Genomic DNA, 15,163 nt, shown 5'->3' with positions numbered 1-15,163 from the left:
TGCAGACTTATCCCCGCACTTCATTCATCAGCCGGCGCATTTCCTGCACAGCCGGCACCAGCCCGCGGAATATTGCCTCACCGATCAGGAAATGGCCAATGTTCAGTTCGCGCACTTCGGGAAAAGCGGCGACCTGCTGGACGGTATCATATGTCAGCCCGTGGCCCGCGTGAACTTCCAGCCCCAGCGAATGGGCATAGGCAGACATATCCCGCAGCGCCTCCAGTTCGCGGTCGCGCTCCACGAGCTCCCCCTCTGCGTGGAATTCGCAATAGGCACCGGTGTGCAGCTCGACCACCTCGGCGCCGATCCGGTGCGCGGTCTCGATCTGCTTCTTGTCGGCCGCAATAAAGATCGACACCCGGCAGCCCGCATCCCGAAGCGGCGCGATGTAATGCGCCAGCCGGTTCTCCTCGCGGGCCACGTCCAGCCCGCCCTCGGTGGTCCGCTCCTCGCGCTTCTCCGGCACGATGCACACTGCGTGCGGCTTATGCCGCAACGCTATCTTCTGCATTTCCCCGGTTGCGGCCATCTCGAAATTCAGCGGCACGGACAGCGCCTCCATCAGCCCGTCTATGTCGGCGTCAGTGATATGCCGGCGGTCTTCGCGCAGGTGGGCGGTGATGCCGTCGGCACCCGCTTCCTCGGCCAGTTTCGCCGCCCGAACCGGGTCCGGATAGGCGCCGCCGCGGGCGTTGCGCACAGTGGCCACATGGTCGATGTTCACGCCCAGGCGCAGCAGGTCCTGTGTCATGGCAGTTGTCCAATCCGTCTGAAGTCAAAGCCTTAGCCAAAGACTAGACAGGCCGCAGGCAAGCGCAAGCTTGCAGGCGGAATTGGTACAATCCTTCTGCTGCAGTCAGGACTCGGTATTGATGTCGGCGCGCTGCTTGATCGCCTCGAACTTGGCCTTGATCCTGGCCCGGCGGCGCTGCTGATAAAACCGGATCGCAGGCAGGCTCAGCACATAGCAGACAGTGGCAGAAATGATCCCCGGAATGATGCCGCCGATCATATAGGGATAGAACACCTCGTTATAAAACAGGTGCAGCCCCTGCCAGTCCGCCGGCTGATCCATGAACAGGGCAAACAGGTTGTCCTTCAGGTCCTTGCCTGCATCCATGAACTTGCCCACCAGGGATTTGTCCACCTGCTCGTCAAACTCGGTCCCCAGAATCCAATGCCCGGTTTGCAAGGACGCCACCCCGATCGGCACATAGGTCAGAGGGTTGCCAAAGAAAGTCGCACTCAGCGAGGCAAGGATATTGCCATTCATCACCCGCGCGATGATGGCAGCCACCAGAAAGTGCAGCCCATAGAACGGGGTGAAGGTGGTGAACACGCCAGCCCAGATGCCGCGGGCGATGCGTTCAGGCGAATCGGGGAGCCGGCGCACCCGGTGCTTTACATACAGGAACGCCCTGCCCCAGCCGCCGCGCGGCCAGAGGAAATCCGCCAGAGCCCGGAGGGGCGGGCGTCTGTCCCGGCGCCTGAATACCAAAGCTGTGCGTCCTTCCCAGTTCCCGGCCCAGTTCCCAGCTCAGAGTTTCAGCGGCTTACCCCGGGAAGTGGCGCTCTTCCGGCTTTTCCCGGAACCGCGCCACCGCGGCAACATCGCTTTCCGCCTCGAGCGTCAGCATCAGCGAGTGCAGCTGTTCCACATCCCGCAGTTCCACATTGATCATGAGCCGGTAAAAGTCTGGTTTCCTGTCTACAAATTCCAGGTCCGAGATATTGGCCTTTTTCTCGCCAATCAATGTGCAAATGCGTCCCAGCACCCCGGCATCATTCCCGATGGTCAGCTCCAGCGTGGTGCCATAGGCTGCCGGGTGGGTGCCGCTGTGCCACTGCACATCGACCCAGCGCTCCACCTGATCCTCAAATTCGCTCAGCCGGTCGCAATCGGCCGCATGCACCACCACGCCACGGCCCCGGTAAGTGATGCCGATGATACGCTCGCCCGGCAGCGGCTGGCAGCAGGGGGCGCGCTCAAAGCTCTGGCCCGGTTCCAGGCCGACCACCGCCCGGCGCGGCGAGATTTCGTCACCGTCGCCGGTGGTCAGTTCGGGGTAGACCGACTGCACCACGTCATGCGCGGTAATCTCGGCAGCGCCCAGCCGCGCCAGCAGCTCATCGACGCCGCTGGCCCGCAGCGCCCGCGCCGCGGTTTCCAGCGCCTTGTCGGTCGCCTTCTTGCCGACGTGTTCAAAGGCTGAACGCGCCAGCTCATGCCCCAGCTTCACAAACCGCGCCCGGTCCGCCTCTCGCAGGGACCGGCGGATGGCAGTGCGGGCCTTGCCGGTTGTGGCGATCTCCAGCCAGCTCACCTGCGGTGTCTGGCCTTCGGCGGTGATCACATCCACCGACTGGCCGTTGCGCAGCCGTGTCCACAGGGGCACCCGGATGCCGTCCACCTTGGCGCCGACGCAGGAGCTGCCGATGCGGGTGTGGATGGCATAGGCAAAATCGATCGGCGTCGCGCCCTTGGGCAGCTTGATCACATCGCCCTTGGGGGTGAAGCAGAACACCTGGTCCGAATACATCTCGAGCTTCACGGCCTCGAGGAATTCGTCGTGGTCGTCCTCAGCATCGAACTGTTCCGTCAGCGAGGCGATCCATTTGGCCGGATCGACAGCAAATGGGTTTTCGGTGCGCACCCCGTCCCGGTAGGACCAATGCGCCGCAACCCCGGTTTCGGCCACGTCGTGCATCTGGCGGGTGCGGATCTGCACCTCCACCCGCTTGCCGTCACGCCCCGACACGGTGGTGTGGATCGACCGGTAGCCGTTCGATTTCGGCTGGCTGATATAGTCCTTGAACCGGCCCGGCACAGCCCGCCAGCGCTGGTGGATCGCGCCCAGCGCGCGGTAGGCATCCTCTTCCGAGGTGGTGATTACCCGGAAGCCGTAAATGTCGGAGAGCCGCGAGAAGCCCTGGTCCTTGGCCTGCATCTTGCGCCAGATCGAATAGGGCTTCTTGGCGCGGCCGAATACTTCTGCCTCGATCCCAGCCTTTTCCAGCTCCAGCCGCATGTCGCCGGTGATCCGGTGAATCACATCGCCGGTTTCCCGCTGCAGGGTCACAAAGCGGCGGATGATCGACTGGCGGCCTTCTGCATTCAAGACACGGAAAGCCAGATCCTCCAGCTCCTCTCGCATCCACTGCATCCCCATGCGCCCCGCAAGAGGCGCATAGATATCCATCGTCTCGCGCGCCTTCTGGGCCTGCTTTTCCGGGCGCATCGCCTTGATGGTGCGCATGTTGTGCAGGCGGTCGGCAAGCTTCACAAGGATCACCCGCAGGTCCTTGGACATCGCCATGAACAGCTTGCGGAAGTTCTCCGCCTGCTTGGTCTCGCGGCTGGAAAGCTGCAGATTGGTCAGTTTGGTGACGCCGTCGACCAGCATCGCCACCTCGTCGCCAAAGCGGCGGGCGACTTCCTCGTAGTTGGCTTTGGTGTCTTCGATGGTGTCATGCAGCAGCGCGGTGATGATGGTTGCATCATCCAGGCGCTGTTCGGTCAGGATCGCGGCCACCGCCACCGGATGCGTGAAATAGGGCTCGCCCGAGTGGCGGAACTGCCCCTCATGCATCTGCTCGCCAAAGGCATAGGCCTCGGCGATCCTGTCCGCATTTGTTTTGGGGTTGTAGTTGCGGACCAGAGCAATCAGGTCGTCAGGGGAAATCATGTCCGGTCCGCAGCCTCAAATTCGTCAACGCAAGCCTTAGCCCTGGCCCTGGGCCTCCATCAGCGCGCGCAGCAGTTTCTCTTCCGACATATCGTCTTCGGCGGGTTTGTCGCCATCCGCACCCATCAGCAGAGCCATCGAATCCTCTTCCGGCTCGTCCACTTCGATCTGAGTTTGGTTGCTCTCAATCAGGCGCTCGCGCAGCTCGTCCGCGCTTTGGGTCTCGTCGGCGATTTCGCGCAGGGACACAACAGGGTTCTTGTCGTTGTCACGCTCAACGGTGATCGGGGCACCAGCCGAAATCTCACGGGCGCGATGCGCTGCCAGCATCACCAGCTCAAAGCGGTTGGGAACCTTGTCTACACAATCTTCAACCGTCACGCGGGCCATCAGCGACTCTCCAATTCATTCCTGGTCCAGAAGGCAGACATTTACGCCCAAATGTTTCTCTTGACAAGGGCGGAAAACACCGCATTGCGCGGATCAGAGAGGGACAACTCCGGCCACGTCCTGTTCCGGCAATTCCACCAGCATTTCCGTCACAGTTTTCTGCAGCACCGGGTGGCGCCAGCGCGGCGCAATATCCGCCAGCGGCACCAGCACAAAGGCCCGGTCCTGAATACGCGGGTGCGGAAGTATAAGCTGCCCCGGCGCGTCCTGCATCTGGCGCTCCAGCGGCAACCCCTGCCAGCGGGCGTATCCCGCCGCATCCGGCAACACCGCGCCACCGTAGTCCACTAGGTCCAGATCCAGGGTCCGCATCCCCCAGCGCTGCTCCCGCACACGGGCAAACCGCGCCTCTACCTCATGCAGGCGGGCCAGCAATGCTTCCGCAGTCAAACAGGTCTCAACCGCAACGGCAGCGTTCACATAATCCGGTCCCGCTCCTGCCGGGAAACACGGCGTTTGAAAGAACCTTGAAACGCTGCGCAGCACGATGTCTTCCGATTGCAGGTCAGCAATAGCTTTTGACAAGGTGACTTGAGGCGCATTAGCGTCAACAGGCAGGTTGCCGCCGAGGGCGATGAGCGACGTTTTCCGTTTTCCGGCCATTTTTGACCCTATTTCAGAATGGCAGTACACTTGCGGCAAATGACAAATAACTTACATTAAGTCCACCCGTCCCGCCAATTTCAAGCATTCACTCACGGAACACCTGGCTGAGACGGCGATACCGGAAGGAAAAATTTATGTTTTACAAGGACGAACGGCTTGCGCTGTTCATAGACGGTTCAAATCTGTACGCCGCGGCCAAGGCGCTCGGATTTGACATCGACTATAAGCTCTTGCGGCAGGAATTCATGCGCCGCGGCAAGCTTCTGCGGGCGTTTTATTATACCGCCTTGCTGGAAAATGACGAGTACTCCCCGATCCGTCCGTTGGTGGACTGGCTGCATTACAACGGCTTTACCATGGTCACCAAACCGGCCAAGGAATACACCGACAGCATGGGCCGCCGTAAGGTCAAGGGCAATATGGACATCGAGCTTACGGTCGATGCCATGGAGCTGGCGCCGCGCGTGGACCACATCGTGCTGTTCTCGGGTGATGGGGATTTCCGCCCGCTGATTGCCAGCCTGCAGCGCCAGGGTGTGCGGGTTTCGGTGGTCTCGACCATCCGCAGCCAGCCGCCGATGATCTCTGACGACCTGCGCCGCCAGGCCGACAATTTCATCGAGCTGGAAGAACTGCGCGACGTGATCGGCCGCCCGCCGCGCGAGCAAAGCGAACCGCGTTCCGCAACAGCTGCACACGGCTGAGACCGGACCGCCGGAAAGGGTTGCGGAACAGGCACCTGATGGGGTGGGGCCTGTTCCAATGCCTCCGGCCGCCAGCCGCTTTTGAAGACTGGCAAACCATTTTTTTCTAACGGCCGCCGCTGAACACTCGAATTGTGCGGCTTGATGCCGTCACATCCGGGCCCTACCAGCACTGGACCTTGCCGCCCGAAGCGCTTACCTCTGGCGCGCAAGGAGACGCCCATGACCAAGCCAGCCCTGACCCTTTACCTCGCCGCGCCGCGCGGCTTTTGCGCCGGCGTCGACCGCGCGATCAAGATCGTCGAAATGGCGATTGGCAAATGGGGTGCGCCGGTCTATGTCCGCCACGAAATCGTGCACAACAAATTCGTGGTCGACTTTTTGCGTGAAAAAGGCGCGGTCTTTGTCGAGGAGCTGGACGAATGCCCCGACGACCGGCCGGTGATTTTCTCTGCCCACGGGGTGCCGAAATCAGTGCCCGCGGCCGCCGAAGCGCGCGAGATGATCTATGTCGATGCGACTTGCCCGCTGGTCTCCAAAGTGCACATCGAGGCCCAGCGCCATGCTGAGGCCGGGCTGCAGATGATCATGATCGGCCACAAGGGCCACCCGGAGACCATCGGCACAATGGGCCAGCTGCCCGACGGTGAGGTGCTGCTGGTGGAGACCGCCGCCGATGTGGCGCATGTTGAGGTTCGCGACCCGGACCGTCTGGCCTATGTCACCCAGACCACCCTGTCGGTCGATGACACCAAGGGCATCGTCGCGGCGCTGGAGGAACGCTTTCCCAACATCATCGGCCCGCACAAGGAAGACATCTGCTATGCCACCACCAACCGCCAGGAAGCGGTAAAATCGGTGGCCCCCAAGGCGGATGCCCTGCTGGTGGTCGGCGCCCCGAATTCTTCGAACTCCCGCCGCCTGGTCGAAGTAGGCGCCAAGAACGGCTGCGATTACGCCCAGCTGGTGCAGCGTGCCGAAAACATCGACTGGCGCGCGCTGGAGGGCATCCGCTCTGTCGCCATCACCGCCGGCGCCTCTGCCCCCGAACTGCTGGTCAACGAGGTGATCGACGCTTTCCGCCAGCGGTACGAGGTGACCGTAGAGGTCGTGGAGACCGCGGTGGAAACAGTGGAATTCAAGGTGCCCCGGGTACTGCGGCAGCCTGCGTGAACGCACAAGCCAGAGTGCAGCGAAAGTGACAGAAATCACACCCGCTGCGGTCTAACCGTGTTAGGCATAGGCTCCCGGGCATTTTTTCTGGAGCCGCATTCATGATTACGCTGCACTTTCTGATCACTGCATTTGTTGTCGTCCTCGCCCCCGGCACGGGCGTCATTTACACGCTGGCGCTGGGTCTTGGCCAAGGCTGGCGCGCCTCCATTTGGGCCGCGGCCGGCTGCACTTTCGGCATTGCTCCGCATCTGGCGGCTGCCACGCTGGGGCTGGCGGCCGTTCTGCACAGCTCTGCTCTGCTGTTCCAGATCGTCAAAGCGGCGGGGGTGGCCTATCTCCTGTACCTCGCCTGGCAGGCGCTGCGCAGCGGCGGTGCATTGGCCGTGTCCTCGAAACGCACCAGTCAGCCCGGCTGGAAAATCGCCTGGCGCGGAGCGCTGATCAATATCCTGAACCCCAAGCTGTCGGTGTTCTTCCTGGCGCTGCTGCCGCCATTCCTGAGCGGCAACCCCGCCAGCGCGACGCTGGAGATGTCTGTCCTCGGGCTGGTATTCATGGCACTGACCTTTGCCATTTTCGTGCTGTATGGCCTGTTTGCCGCCCAGGCCCGCACCTACCTTCTGAACAGCGAGCGGGTGCTGAAGTGGCTCAACCGCGGCTTTGCTGCCGTCTTTACGGGGCTCGCTGCGCGGCTAGCGGTGGAGCGTGCCTGACCGGACCCTTGGAGAACCCCGATGAGCGATGACAGAACCATCAGCATCTACAACGACCGCGCCAAGGAATACTCCAAGCTGTTCACAGGCAGAACGGACCCGGGAGAGGAGGCCGATTTTCAGGCCTTCACCGCCCGTCTGCCGGAAGGCGGTACGGTGCTGGACCTCGGCTGCGGCCCCGGCCATTGGGCCGCGCGTTTCCGGGATGGGGGCTTTCGTGTGGCTGCACTCGATGCTTCGCCGGAAATGGCAGAGGCCGCCCGCGCAGCCTATGGGATCGAGGTCATTACCGCAGACTTTCACGCCCTGGATGCACAGGCAGTGTTTGACGGCATTTGGGCCTACTTCAGCCTGCTGCACGTACCGCAGGCTGAGCTTGCCACCCACCTGTCCGCTGTGCACCGGGCGCTGACCAAAGGCGGCATACTGTGCCTGGCGATGAAACTGGGCAAAGGCGAAGGCCGCGATGAACTGGGCAGATTCTATGCCTATTACAGCGGGGACGAGCTGCGCCAGCACCTCGAATCCGCCGGCTTCACCGTGCTGGATGCCCGCCGCGGTACAGGCAAAGGACTGGCTGGCACTGCCCAGGAGTTCGTAGTACTGACGGCGCATGCCTGAATTATTTGCTTATACCGACGGCGCCTGCTCTGGAAATCCCGGCCCCGGCGGCTGGGGTGTCCTGCTGCGCGCCATGGACGGTGATACCATCGTCAAAGAAAAAGAACTGCAGGGCGGCGAAGGTGAGACCACCAACAACCGGATGGAACTGCTGGCCGCAATCAATGCACTGGAAAGTTTGGCGCGGCCGTCCACCATCACTGTGGTGACCGACTCTGCCTATGTGAAGAACGGCGTCACGGGCTGGATCTTCGGCTGGAAGAAAAACGGCTGGAAGACATCAAACAAGAAGCCGGTGAAAAACGTCGAGCTGTGGCAGCGGCTGGACGAAGCGCAGGCCCGCCACAAGGTAACCTGGGAATGGGTAAAGGGCCACGCAGGCCACCCGGAGAACGAGCGCGCAGATGAGCTGGCACGCGCAGGCATGGCCCCCTTCAAGAAGAAGAAAAGCGCCTGATGCGCGGGGACACCCGATGACCTTTCTGGCTTTGCTGGACTATGCCTCGGTGCTGGTCTTTGCACTGACCGGCGCGCTGGTTGCCAGCCGGGCGCAGCTCGACATCGTCGGCTTTGCCTTTGTCGCCTGCCTGACCGCTCTGGGCGGCGGCACGCTGCGCGACCTGCTGCTGGACCGCAATCCGGTGTTCTGGATCGGCAATCCCAACTACATCCTGCTGGCGGCCCTTGCCGCAGTAGCGGTGTTCTTCACCGCGCATCTGCTGGAAAGCCGCCTGCGCTGGGTGGTTTGGCTCGACAGTTTCGCCCTGGCAGTCGCGGTGCCCGCAGGCACCGGCGCAGCCCTGGCCCTGGACAGCCCGCCGGTGATCACCGTCCTGATGGGAATGGCAACCGGCACTATGGGCGGGCTGATGCGCGACGTCGTGTGCAACGAGGTGCCGCTGGTTCTGAAACAGGGCGAACTCTACATCACCTGCGCCATGGCAGGCGCGATCACTGCGGTTGCTGCCATCTGGCTGGGCGTCGAACTGCGGTTTGCCCTGCTGGCCTGCGCCTGTGTGTGCTGGGTTCTGCGGGCTGGCTCTGTACTGTTCGGCTGGCACTTGCCAGTCTACAAAAGCCGGCCGCCCCGCAGCTGAAACCGGTCAGGCGGTTTTCCGGCTGCCCTCCAGCAGCTTAAGGAAAGTCTGGCCCTCTTGACTGATTCTGGCCTTGCGCCCCCTGCGCCGGTGCCAGACCAGGGCCAGCTCATGCTGTTCCCGCAGCCTCTCATCCTGCAACAGTTCGTCCCTTATCTTCAACGCAGCTGCAAAGTTCTGCGCCAGCGAAGTATCTTCCTCTTCATTCCGGTCGAACTTGTGCCAGTAGCCCGGCTCGATCGAAGACGTGAAATGATTGGCGCGTCCCCGTGCCTTCTTGTTTAAGAACCCATCACGGGAGCGAAGCGCATAGTGATTGAGCTGCGCTGCGGAATACCCGTATCCGCCGCGCACATACAAAATACCTTCCAGCTCATCCCCGGGCAGACGGGTGCCATCCGCCAGCTGCCAGTTCACCTCCTCTGGCGGCACGGCCAGAAAGGGACGGTGGACTCCCATACGGTCGAACTTGCCGTTGTTGCGGTAAGCGGTCTTGAAAAACCGGTGCTCCTCCGGGCTGCCTGCCGCCGGTTCAGCGCGGGTAAAAGCCTGCGGTACAGGCGGGTGATCCACGACCCCAACTCCGGCATTGCCGAAAATGCGCCAGACAAAGGAAACCGCATCCGCATCCGCCCGTTCTGCCAGCAATCCCGGCAAAGTTCCGTCACCGGAGTTGATCTGCAAAAACTCATCGACATCAATGACAAGGACCCAGTCAGCCTCTTGCACCTTGGGTTCATATTCCGCCCACATCAGGGCGCTTTTGTGCGGGCCGCGCCGCATCACCCGGTTGAACCGGTGCTCAATCACACCCATCCGGTGCAAGTTGCGCAGGATGTGGTCGGTCGGGTCCGAACAATCGTTGGTGAAAATCACAAAGTTGCTGACACCGATCGCTTTGTAATGGCTGATCCAATCGAGAATATAGGCGCCTTCGTCTTTCATGGTGGTTACAACCACCACTTTCGGCGTGCCAGAGCGGCCGCTGTCCTGTGTCATCTGCTAATGCTCTCTGCCTCGGTTTTCCGCGGCTTTATGCAGCGGTTGGCCTATCTTAAGCATTCGCTGGAGCTGTGCAGCAGAAATTCTGCGCTCATCTATGGGCTGTGGCCTCTGCGCCGCAGCGGCGGCTACCGGCCGCCATAGCGCTGCCACAGCCAGATCAGCAGCAGGGCGCCCAGGACCGCGCCGGCAAAGCCCGCCATGAAGCCCATAACCGTCAGAAGAAACCGCAGCACCAGCCCGCCGATGAGCGCACCTGCCATCCCGATGCAAACTGTGGTGATGATACCGGTTTCCAGCCTCATCAGCCGGGTTGCCAGAAACCCCGCCGCGGCACCAATGATGATCAGGGCGATGATGGGCATATCCGCCTCTCTATCTGCGCCAATGGGTGGGCACGATCACCAGCGCCCCGATCGAGGAGGCAATGGCATTCCAGCCCGGCGCGCTGAATCCTATGCCGAACATCAGCCGCACGAAATAGAACAAAAAGGCCCCGCCGGTGCAGATGATGATTGATTGCACATAGCCATTGCTGGTGAACCCGCTGCGCTCAGAAGCATAACCGACAATGCCGGCAATCACCACGGTGCCCATCAAGGTCAGGATCATCACGCGCCTCCGGTTGCAGTCTGATTACAGTTCTGATTGCAGGCGGCTGCCCTTGGGAACAGGGAAGCCGCGCAGGAATACGTCCGGATCCTGCGCGCTTTTGCCTGCCCGTTGCAAGCGCAGCAGTTGAACTGCCCCTTCGCCGCAGGCGATGGTCAGCCCGTCATCAAGCACTTCGCCGGGATTTCCCCGGCCTTCCGCCAGCCGTGAGGCCAACAGCTTCACCCGCTGGCCTTCAACCTCGCACCAGGCGCCCGGGAAGGGCGACAGCCCGCGGATCTTGCGGTCCACTTCCGCGGCGGGGCGGGACCAGTCGATCTGCGCCTCTGCCTTGTCGATCTTTTCGGCGTAGATGACGCCGTCTTCCGGTTGTACCTCAGGCATCAGTTCCGGCAGGCGGGTGAGTGCCTCGACGATCAGCCCAGCCCCCATTTCCGACAGCCGGTCATGCAGCTGGGCAGTGGTTTCCTCGGTGCCGATGGCTGTGGCTTCGCGCAGCAGCACCGGCCCGGTGTCGAGCCCGGCCTCCATCTGCATGATGCAGACACCGGTCTCCGCATCGCCCGCCATCACCGCCCGGTGAATCGGTGCCGCCCCGCGCCAGCGCGGCAAAAGGCTCGCATGAATGTTCAGGCAGCCATGCACAGGCGCGTCCAGCACCGCCTGCGGCAGGATCAGCCCATAGGCAACAACCACCGCAACGTCAGCATTCAGCGCCGCAAAAGCCGCCTGCTCCTCCGTCCCTTTCAGCGAGACCGGATGGCGCACCTCCAGCCCCAGGGCCGCGGCGCGGGCGTGGACGGGGGTGGGACGGTCCTTCTTGCCGCGGCCCGCAGGCCGGGGCGGCTGGCAGTAAACGGCGGCAATCTCGTGCCCGGCCGCAACCAGCGCGTCCAGCACCGGCACCGAGAAATCAGGTGTTCCCATAAAGATGATGCGCATCAGCGTTCCCGTCCCTGCCCCGCTGCCTTGCCGCACGTCTGGCGGGGCCTTGCAGCGCAACAAAAGGGTCGCGCCCGGTCCCGGGGCGGGCGTTTCGCGCCTGCCCTGGGGGCGGGGCCGGGCGAAAACCGGGCCGCAACCGGCCCGGAGAATGGAAATCCGGCCTCAGCCGTTCAGCTTCTTCGCCTTGCGGATCAGCATGTCGCGCTTCACCTTGCTGAGGCGGTCGAAATACATCTTGCCGTTCAGATGGTCGATCTGGTGCTGCACCGAGGTCGCCTCGATGCCGACAAAGTCGCGGCGGTCGACCATGCCCTGCTCATTGATGTAGCGGACCGTCACCGCCCGCGGCCGTTTGATCTTGGCCGACACACCCGGCAGGTTGGGGCTGGCCTCGTCATGCTCGCGCAGTTCGATCGAGGCATGCAGGATCTCGGGGTTGGCCAGCTTCACCGCCTTGCCGCGCTCGGTGGAGCCATCCACCACCGCAAGCCGCAGCATCACACCGATCTGGTTGCCCGCCAGGCCGACGCCCGGCATCGCGTCCATGGTATCGACCATGTCGTTCCAGATCTCGCGGATCTCGTCGGTGATCTCGGTTACTTCCTCGGCCTTGGCGCGCAGGCGCTTGTCAGGCCAGGGCAGGCAGGTGCGGACAGTCATGTCTGGTAATCCCTCAGGCGCGGGCGCGTTCGCGCTTCAGCTTCTGCATCTTGCGGGTGATCATCTGGCGCTTCAGCGGCTTCAGGTAATCAATGAACAGCTTGCCGTCCAAATGGTCGATCTCATGCTGCACGCAAGTGGCCCAAAGCCCGTCAAACGTCTCGGTTCTCGCATTGCCGTCACGGTCCATCCATTCGACCTCCACCACCTTGGGGCGGGTCACCTCGGCGTATTGATCCGGGATCGACAGGCAGCCTTCCTCATAGACATTGGTTTCGTCCGAGGAGGAGATGATCTGCGGGTTGAACATCACCAGCGGGCGCGGCTCGCCGTCTTCTTCCTTGACGCAATCCAGCACGATCAGCCGCTGCAGGATGCCGATCTGCGGCGCCGCCAGGCCGATGCCGGGCGCAGCGTACATGGTTTCCAGCATGTCATCCGCCAGCACGCGCAAGTCATCGCTCAGGTCCGGCAAAGGCACACAGACCTTTTTCAGGCGGGGGTCGGGATGGATCAGGATCGGTCGTTTCATGAGGTTCATCTATGCGATCAGCCGCTTTACCGCAACGCCCCCCTTGCGCGCAGCGCAGCAGCGATTAGCTTCGCTGGCAAAGTTACGGGCAACGACACGGGAGTCCACCGCATGAATTTCGACAAACCCGCCGACCGCCGCGGCACCCATAGCTCAAAATGGGACAAGATGGAGCAGCTGTTCGGCGTCTCCGCCGAGGACGGGCTGGCGATGTGGACCGCAAATTCGGATTACCAGACTGCGCCCTGTGTCATCGAGGCCGTCAAAAAGGCCGCTGAACATGGCGTCTTTGGCTACTCCTGGCAGCACCCGGAATATCTGCAGGCGGTGCAGTGGTGGATGAAGAACCGGCACAGCTGGGAGATCGAAACCGACTGGATCCTGACCACCCAGGGCCTCGGCAACGCGATTGCCCTGTGCCTGGATGTGCTGACCGCACCGGATGATGGCGTGGTGATCTTCTCGCCCGTCTACCATGAGTTTGCCCACAAGGTGAACAAGGCGGGCCGCAAGGTGGTGGAATGCCCGCTGGCACGCGACGGCGATGAGTACAGCGTCGATCTGGACGACGCCCAGTCGCGGCTGGACGGCTCTGAAAAGCTGCTTCTGTGGTGCTCGCCGCAGAACCCCTCGGGCCGGGTCTGGACGCCGGAGGAGCTGCGGGCGGTGGCAGATTTCGCCAAGCGCAACGAGCTGATCCTGGTCTCGGATGAAATCCACCACGACCTGGTCTATCCGGGCCACACCTTTGTGCCGATGGATGCCGCAGCCCCCGAAGCCCGCCCCTGGACGATTACCCTGACTGCCGCCTCCAAGACCTTCAACATCGCAGGCCAGCGCACCGGCAACATGATCATTGCCGACCCTGAGCTGCGCGCCAAGATGCGCCATCGCCTGAACACGCTGGACTATGACCCAAGCTCCCTCGGCGTGGCAATGATCACCGCCGCCTACTCGCCTGAGGGCGCGGAGTGGGTGGATGCGCAGATCGCCCACTTGGAAGGCAACCGGAAACTGTTCGATGAGACGGTCAATGCCTTGCCCGGGCTGAAATCGCTGCCACTGGCCTCTACCTACCTGGCCTGGGTCGATTTCTCCGGCACCGGCATGAGCCGTGAGGAATTCGTCAGGCGCCTGCGCGAAGACGCCAAAATTGCCACCTCGCCCGGCGATGGTTTCGGCACCGGCGGCGAATTGATGGAGCGCTTCAACCTGGCCACCCAGCGCTCCCGGGTGGAAGAAGCCTGCCGCCGCCTGACCGCAGCCTTCTCGGACCTTCAGTAACCATGAAGCGCCTGCTGCGCCTCTTGGCGCTGGTTGTTCTGACCGGCGCCGCCTGGATGGCCTGGCAGGCCTTTGCCCCGCGCCCGGCGCCGCCGCCCTTGGGCGCGGCGGTGGACAGGGTCGACCGCATCCTGATCGAGAAGTCCGCCCGCCGCCTGACCGCCAGCCGCGGCGGCGAGACAGTGCTGGAATTTCCAATCGCGCTTGGATTTGCCCCATTGGGCGACAAGTTCCAGGAAGGCGACGGTAAAACCCCCGAAGGCATTTTCCAGATCGACCGGCGCAACCCGAACAGCGCCTATCACCTGTCGCTGGGGATCAACTACCCCAAACCCGAGGACAGGGCAGCGGCCAAGGCCGCAGGCGTCAGCCCTGGCGGCGATATCTTCATCCACGGACAGCCGAACTCGGTCGGCAGCCTGATCACCCTTCCCGGCGACTGGACTGCTGGCTGCATCGCTGTCAGCAACGAACAGATGAAAACGCTCTGGCGCCTGGCGGACATCGGGACGGAAGTGGAAATCCGTCCCTGAACCGTTTCAGATCTTGCCCTGCGACTGGTCAAAGGGGATGAGCCCGGCAGGCCCGTCCGGCGACTTGTAGAAATCCACCGGCGCCTTGTCCGCAGCAGGGGTGGACCGCTTGAATTCATAACGCATCTCGCCGCCCTCTTCCTCGCCTGCCACGATCAGGCATTGCGAGACATGGCGGGCGCCGTCGTAGATATCGACCAGCCCGCGCAGCATCGGCGCGGTCTCCGCCTCGACCGAGAAGCCAGTCTTCCACAGCCGCAGCACCGGATACAGCTCATTATCCGCCATCACCCGCAAACGGCTCTTTTTCCGCATCCCTTGAAGGCGGGCGGTGTCCAGCGCTTCCTGCACAGCTTTGGGTACATAGGTGTTCATGGCAGCGGCCTTCCAGATGCTTCGGTTCACACGGGTCCTTCTTTCAACGGTGCGTCACAAATATATAAAATCAAGTGAACATTTTCGAAAATTTGACGGCCGCGCAATTTTGTTGCTCCTGTGCAGGGGTGCAGACGGCCTGCGCGCTGGCTTGCATAGGCGCG

20 protein-coding genes are annotated in these 15,163 nt (G+C 62.5%); 8 read left to right on the top strand and 12 right to left on the bottom strand.

Annotated elements, in window-relative coordinates:
- Positions 1–7: 7 nt before the first annotated feature.
- The 5 genes from ACXAEK_RS06975 to folK all read right to left on the bottom strand — a co-directional run bounded on the left by ACXAEK_RS06975 (position 8) and on the right by folK (position 4,742).
- Positions 8–754, bottom strand: a complete 747-nt coding sequence (locus tag ACXAEK_RS06975) for a pyridoxine 5'-phosphate synthase (protein WP_475040764.1) — start codon at positions 752–754, stop codon at positions 8–10.
- A gap of 105 nt (positions 755–859) precedes the next feature.
- Entirely contained in the window at positions 860–1,501 is a 642-nt protein-coding gene (locus ACXAEK_RS06970) for a DUF2062 domain-containing protein (RefSeq protein WP_475040763.1), read from the bottom strand.
- A gap of 55 nt (positions 1,502–1,556) precedes the next feature.
- Entirely contained in the window at positions 1,557–3,689 is a 2,133-nt protein-coding gene (locus ACXAEK_RS06965; protein ID WP_475040761.1) for a RelA/SpoT family protein, read from the bottom strand.
- Positions 3,690–3,725: 36 nt separating this feature from the next.
- Complete coding sequence (gene rpoZ / locus ACXAEK_RS06960; RefSeq protein ID WP_475040760.1) at positions 3,726–4,079, bottom strand: DNA-directed RNA polymerase subunit omega; 354 nt, start codon at positions 4,077–4,079, stop codon at positions 3,726–3,728.
- Between the two features lie 93 nt (positions 4,080–4,172).
- The gene (gene folK / locus ACXAEK_RS06955) at positions 4,173–4,742 is read right to left on the bottom strand and encodes a 2-amino-4-hydroxy-6-hydroxymethyldihydropteridine diphosphokinase (RefSeq protein ID WP_475040758.1); all 570 of its coding nucleotides are present in this window, start codon (positions 4,740–4,742) and stop codon (positions 4,173–4,175) included.
- A gap of 137 nt (positions 4,743–4,879) precedes the next feature.
- On the opposite strand from folK, the gene ACXAEK_RS06950 reads away from it, so the two are divergent.
- The 6 genes from ACXAEK_RS06950 (at position 4,880) to ACXAEK_RS06925 (ending at position 9,056) form a co-directional block, all read left to right on the top strand.
- On the top strand, positions 4,880–5,449 hold the full coding sequence (locus ACXAEK_RS06950) for a LabA-like NYN domain-containing protein (RefSeq protein ID WP_019296609.1): 570 nt from the start codon (positions 4,880–4,882) through the stop codon (positions 5,447–5,449).
- A 222-nt stretch (positions 5,450–5,671) separates the two neighbouring features.
- The gene (ispH, locus tag ACXAEK_RS06945; protein ID WP_475040756.1) at positions 5,672–6,622 is read left to right on the top strand and encodes a 4-hydroxy-3-methylbut-2-enyl diphosphate reductase; all 951 of its coding nucleotides are present in this window, start codon (positions 5,672–5,674) and stop codon (positions 6,620–6,622) included.
- Between the two features lie 101 nt (positions 6,623–6,723).
- A complete protein-coding gene (locus tag ACXAEK_RS06940) occupies positions 6,724–7,338 on the top strand; it encodes a LysE family translocator (RefSeq protein ID WP_475040754.1) in 615 nt (204 codons plus the stop codon).
- Positions 7,339–7,359: 21 nt separating this feature from the next.
- The gene (locus ACXAEK_RS06935; protein ID WP_475040752.1) at positions 7,360–7,959 is read left to right on the top strand and encodes a class I SAM-dependent DNA methyltransferase; all 600 of its coding nucleotides are present in this window, start codon (positions 7,360–7,362) and stop codon (positions 7,957–7,959) included.
- A complete protein-coding gene (rnhA, locus tag ACXAEK_RS06930) occupies positions 7,952–8,416 on the top strand; it encodes a ribonuclease HI (protein WP_475040751.1) in 465 nt (154 codons plus the stop codon). Before ACXAEK_RS06935 ends, rnhA begins: the two co-directional genes overlap by 8 nt.
- A gap of 16 nt (positions 8,417–8,432) precedes the next feature.
- Positions 8,433–9,056 carry a trimeric intracellular cation channel family protein gene (locus ACXAEK_RS06925; protein ID WP_475040749.1) on the top strand — a complete coding sequence of 208 codons (624 nt, stop codon included), beginning with the start codon at positions 8,433–8,435 and terminating at the stop codon, positions 9,054–9,056.
- Positions 9,057–9,062: 6 nt separating this feature from the next.
- Here ACXAEK_RS06925 and ACXAEK_RS06920 read toward each other — a convergent pair whose 3' ends face one another.
- The 6 genes from ACXAEK_RS06920 to def (ACXAEK_RS06895) form a co-directional block, all read right to left on the bottom strand.
- Positions 9,063–10,055, bottom strand: a complete 993-nt coding sequence (locus ACXAEK_RS06920; RefSeq protein ID WP_475040748.1) for a glycosyltransferase family 2 protein — start codon at positions 10,053–10,055, stop codon at positions 9,063–9,065.
- A gap of 131 nt (positions 10,056–10,186) precedes the next feature.
- Positions 10,187–10,423 carry a GlsB/YeaQ/YmgE family stress response membrane protein gene (locus ACXAEK_RS06915; protein ID WP_475040747.1) on the bottom strand — a complete coding sequence of 79 codons (237 nt, stop codon included), beginning with the start codon at positions 10,421–10,423 and terminating at the stop codon, positions 10,187–10,189.
- Between the two features lie 10 nt (positions 10,424–10,433).
- Positions 10,434–10,670, bottom strand: a complete 237-nt coding sequence (locus tag ACXAEK_RS06910; RefSeq protein WP_475040745.1) for a hypothetical protein — start codon at positions 10,668–10,670, stop codon at positions 10,434–10,436.
- Between the two features lie 24 nt (positions 10,671–10,694).
- Positions 10,695–11,612, bottom strand: a complete 918-nt coding sequence (gene fmt, locus ACXAEK_RS06905; RefSeq protein WP_475040743.1) for a methionyl-tRNA formyltransferase — start codon at positions 11,610–11,612, stop codon at positions 10,695–10,697.
- Between the two features lie 165 nt (positions 11,613–11,777).
- On the bottom strand, positions 11,778–12,275 hold the full coding sequence (gene def / locus ACXAEK_RS06900; RefSeq protein WP_475034273.1) for a peptide deformylase: 498 nt from the start codon (positions 12,273–12,275) through the stop codon (positions 11,778–11,780).
- Between the two features lie 13 nt (positions 12,276–12,288).
- Complete coding sequence (gene def, locus ACXAEK_RS06895; RefSeq protein ID WP_475040742.1) at positions 12,289–12,807, bottom strand: peptide deformylase; 519 nt, start codon at positions 12,805–12,807, stop codon at positions 12,289–12,291.
- A 111-nt stretch (positions 12,808–12,918) separates the two neighbouring features.
- Between def (ACXAEK_RS06895) and ACXAEK_RS06890 the strand changes: the two genes are divergently transcribed.
- Both ACXAEK_RS06890 and ACXAEK_RS06885 read left to right on the top strand, forming a co-directional pair.
- The gene (locus ACXAEK_RS06890; protein ID WP_475040740.1) at positions 12,919–14,091 is read left to right on the top strand and encodes a MalY/PatB family protein; all 1,173 of its coding nucleotides are present in this window, start codon (positions 12,919–12,921) and stop codon (positions 14,089–14,091) included.
- A gap of 2 nt (positions 14,092–14,093) precedes the next feature.
- Positions 14,094–14,624: a L,D-transpeptidase family protein gene (locus ACXAEK_RS06885; RefSeq protein ID WP_475040739.1), complete on the top strand. Its 531-nt coding sequence runs from the start codon at positions 14,094–14,096 to the stop codon at positions 14,622–14,624.
- A 6-nt stretch (positions 14,625–14,630) separates the two neighbouring features.
- On the opposite strand, the gene ACXAEK_RS06880 is transcribed toward ACXAEK_RS06885, so the two are convergent.
- Positions 14,631–14,999: a hypothetical protein gene (locus ACXAEK_RS06880; protein WP_475040738.1), complete on the bottom strand. Its 369-nt coding sequence runs from the start codon at positions 14,997–14,999 to the stop codon at positions 14,631–14,633.
- Positions 15,000–15,163 lie beyond the last annotated feature (164 nt).

The organism is Leisingera sp. ABM4_101 (assembly GCF_056158725.1).
This window is presented reverse-complemented; position numbering and strand designations above follow the sequence as displayed.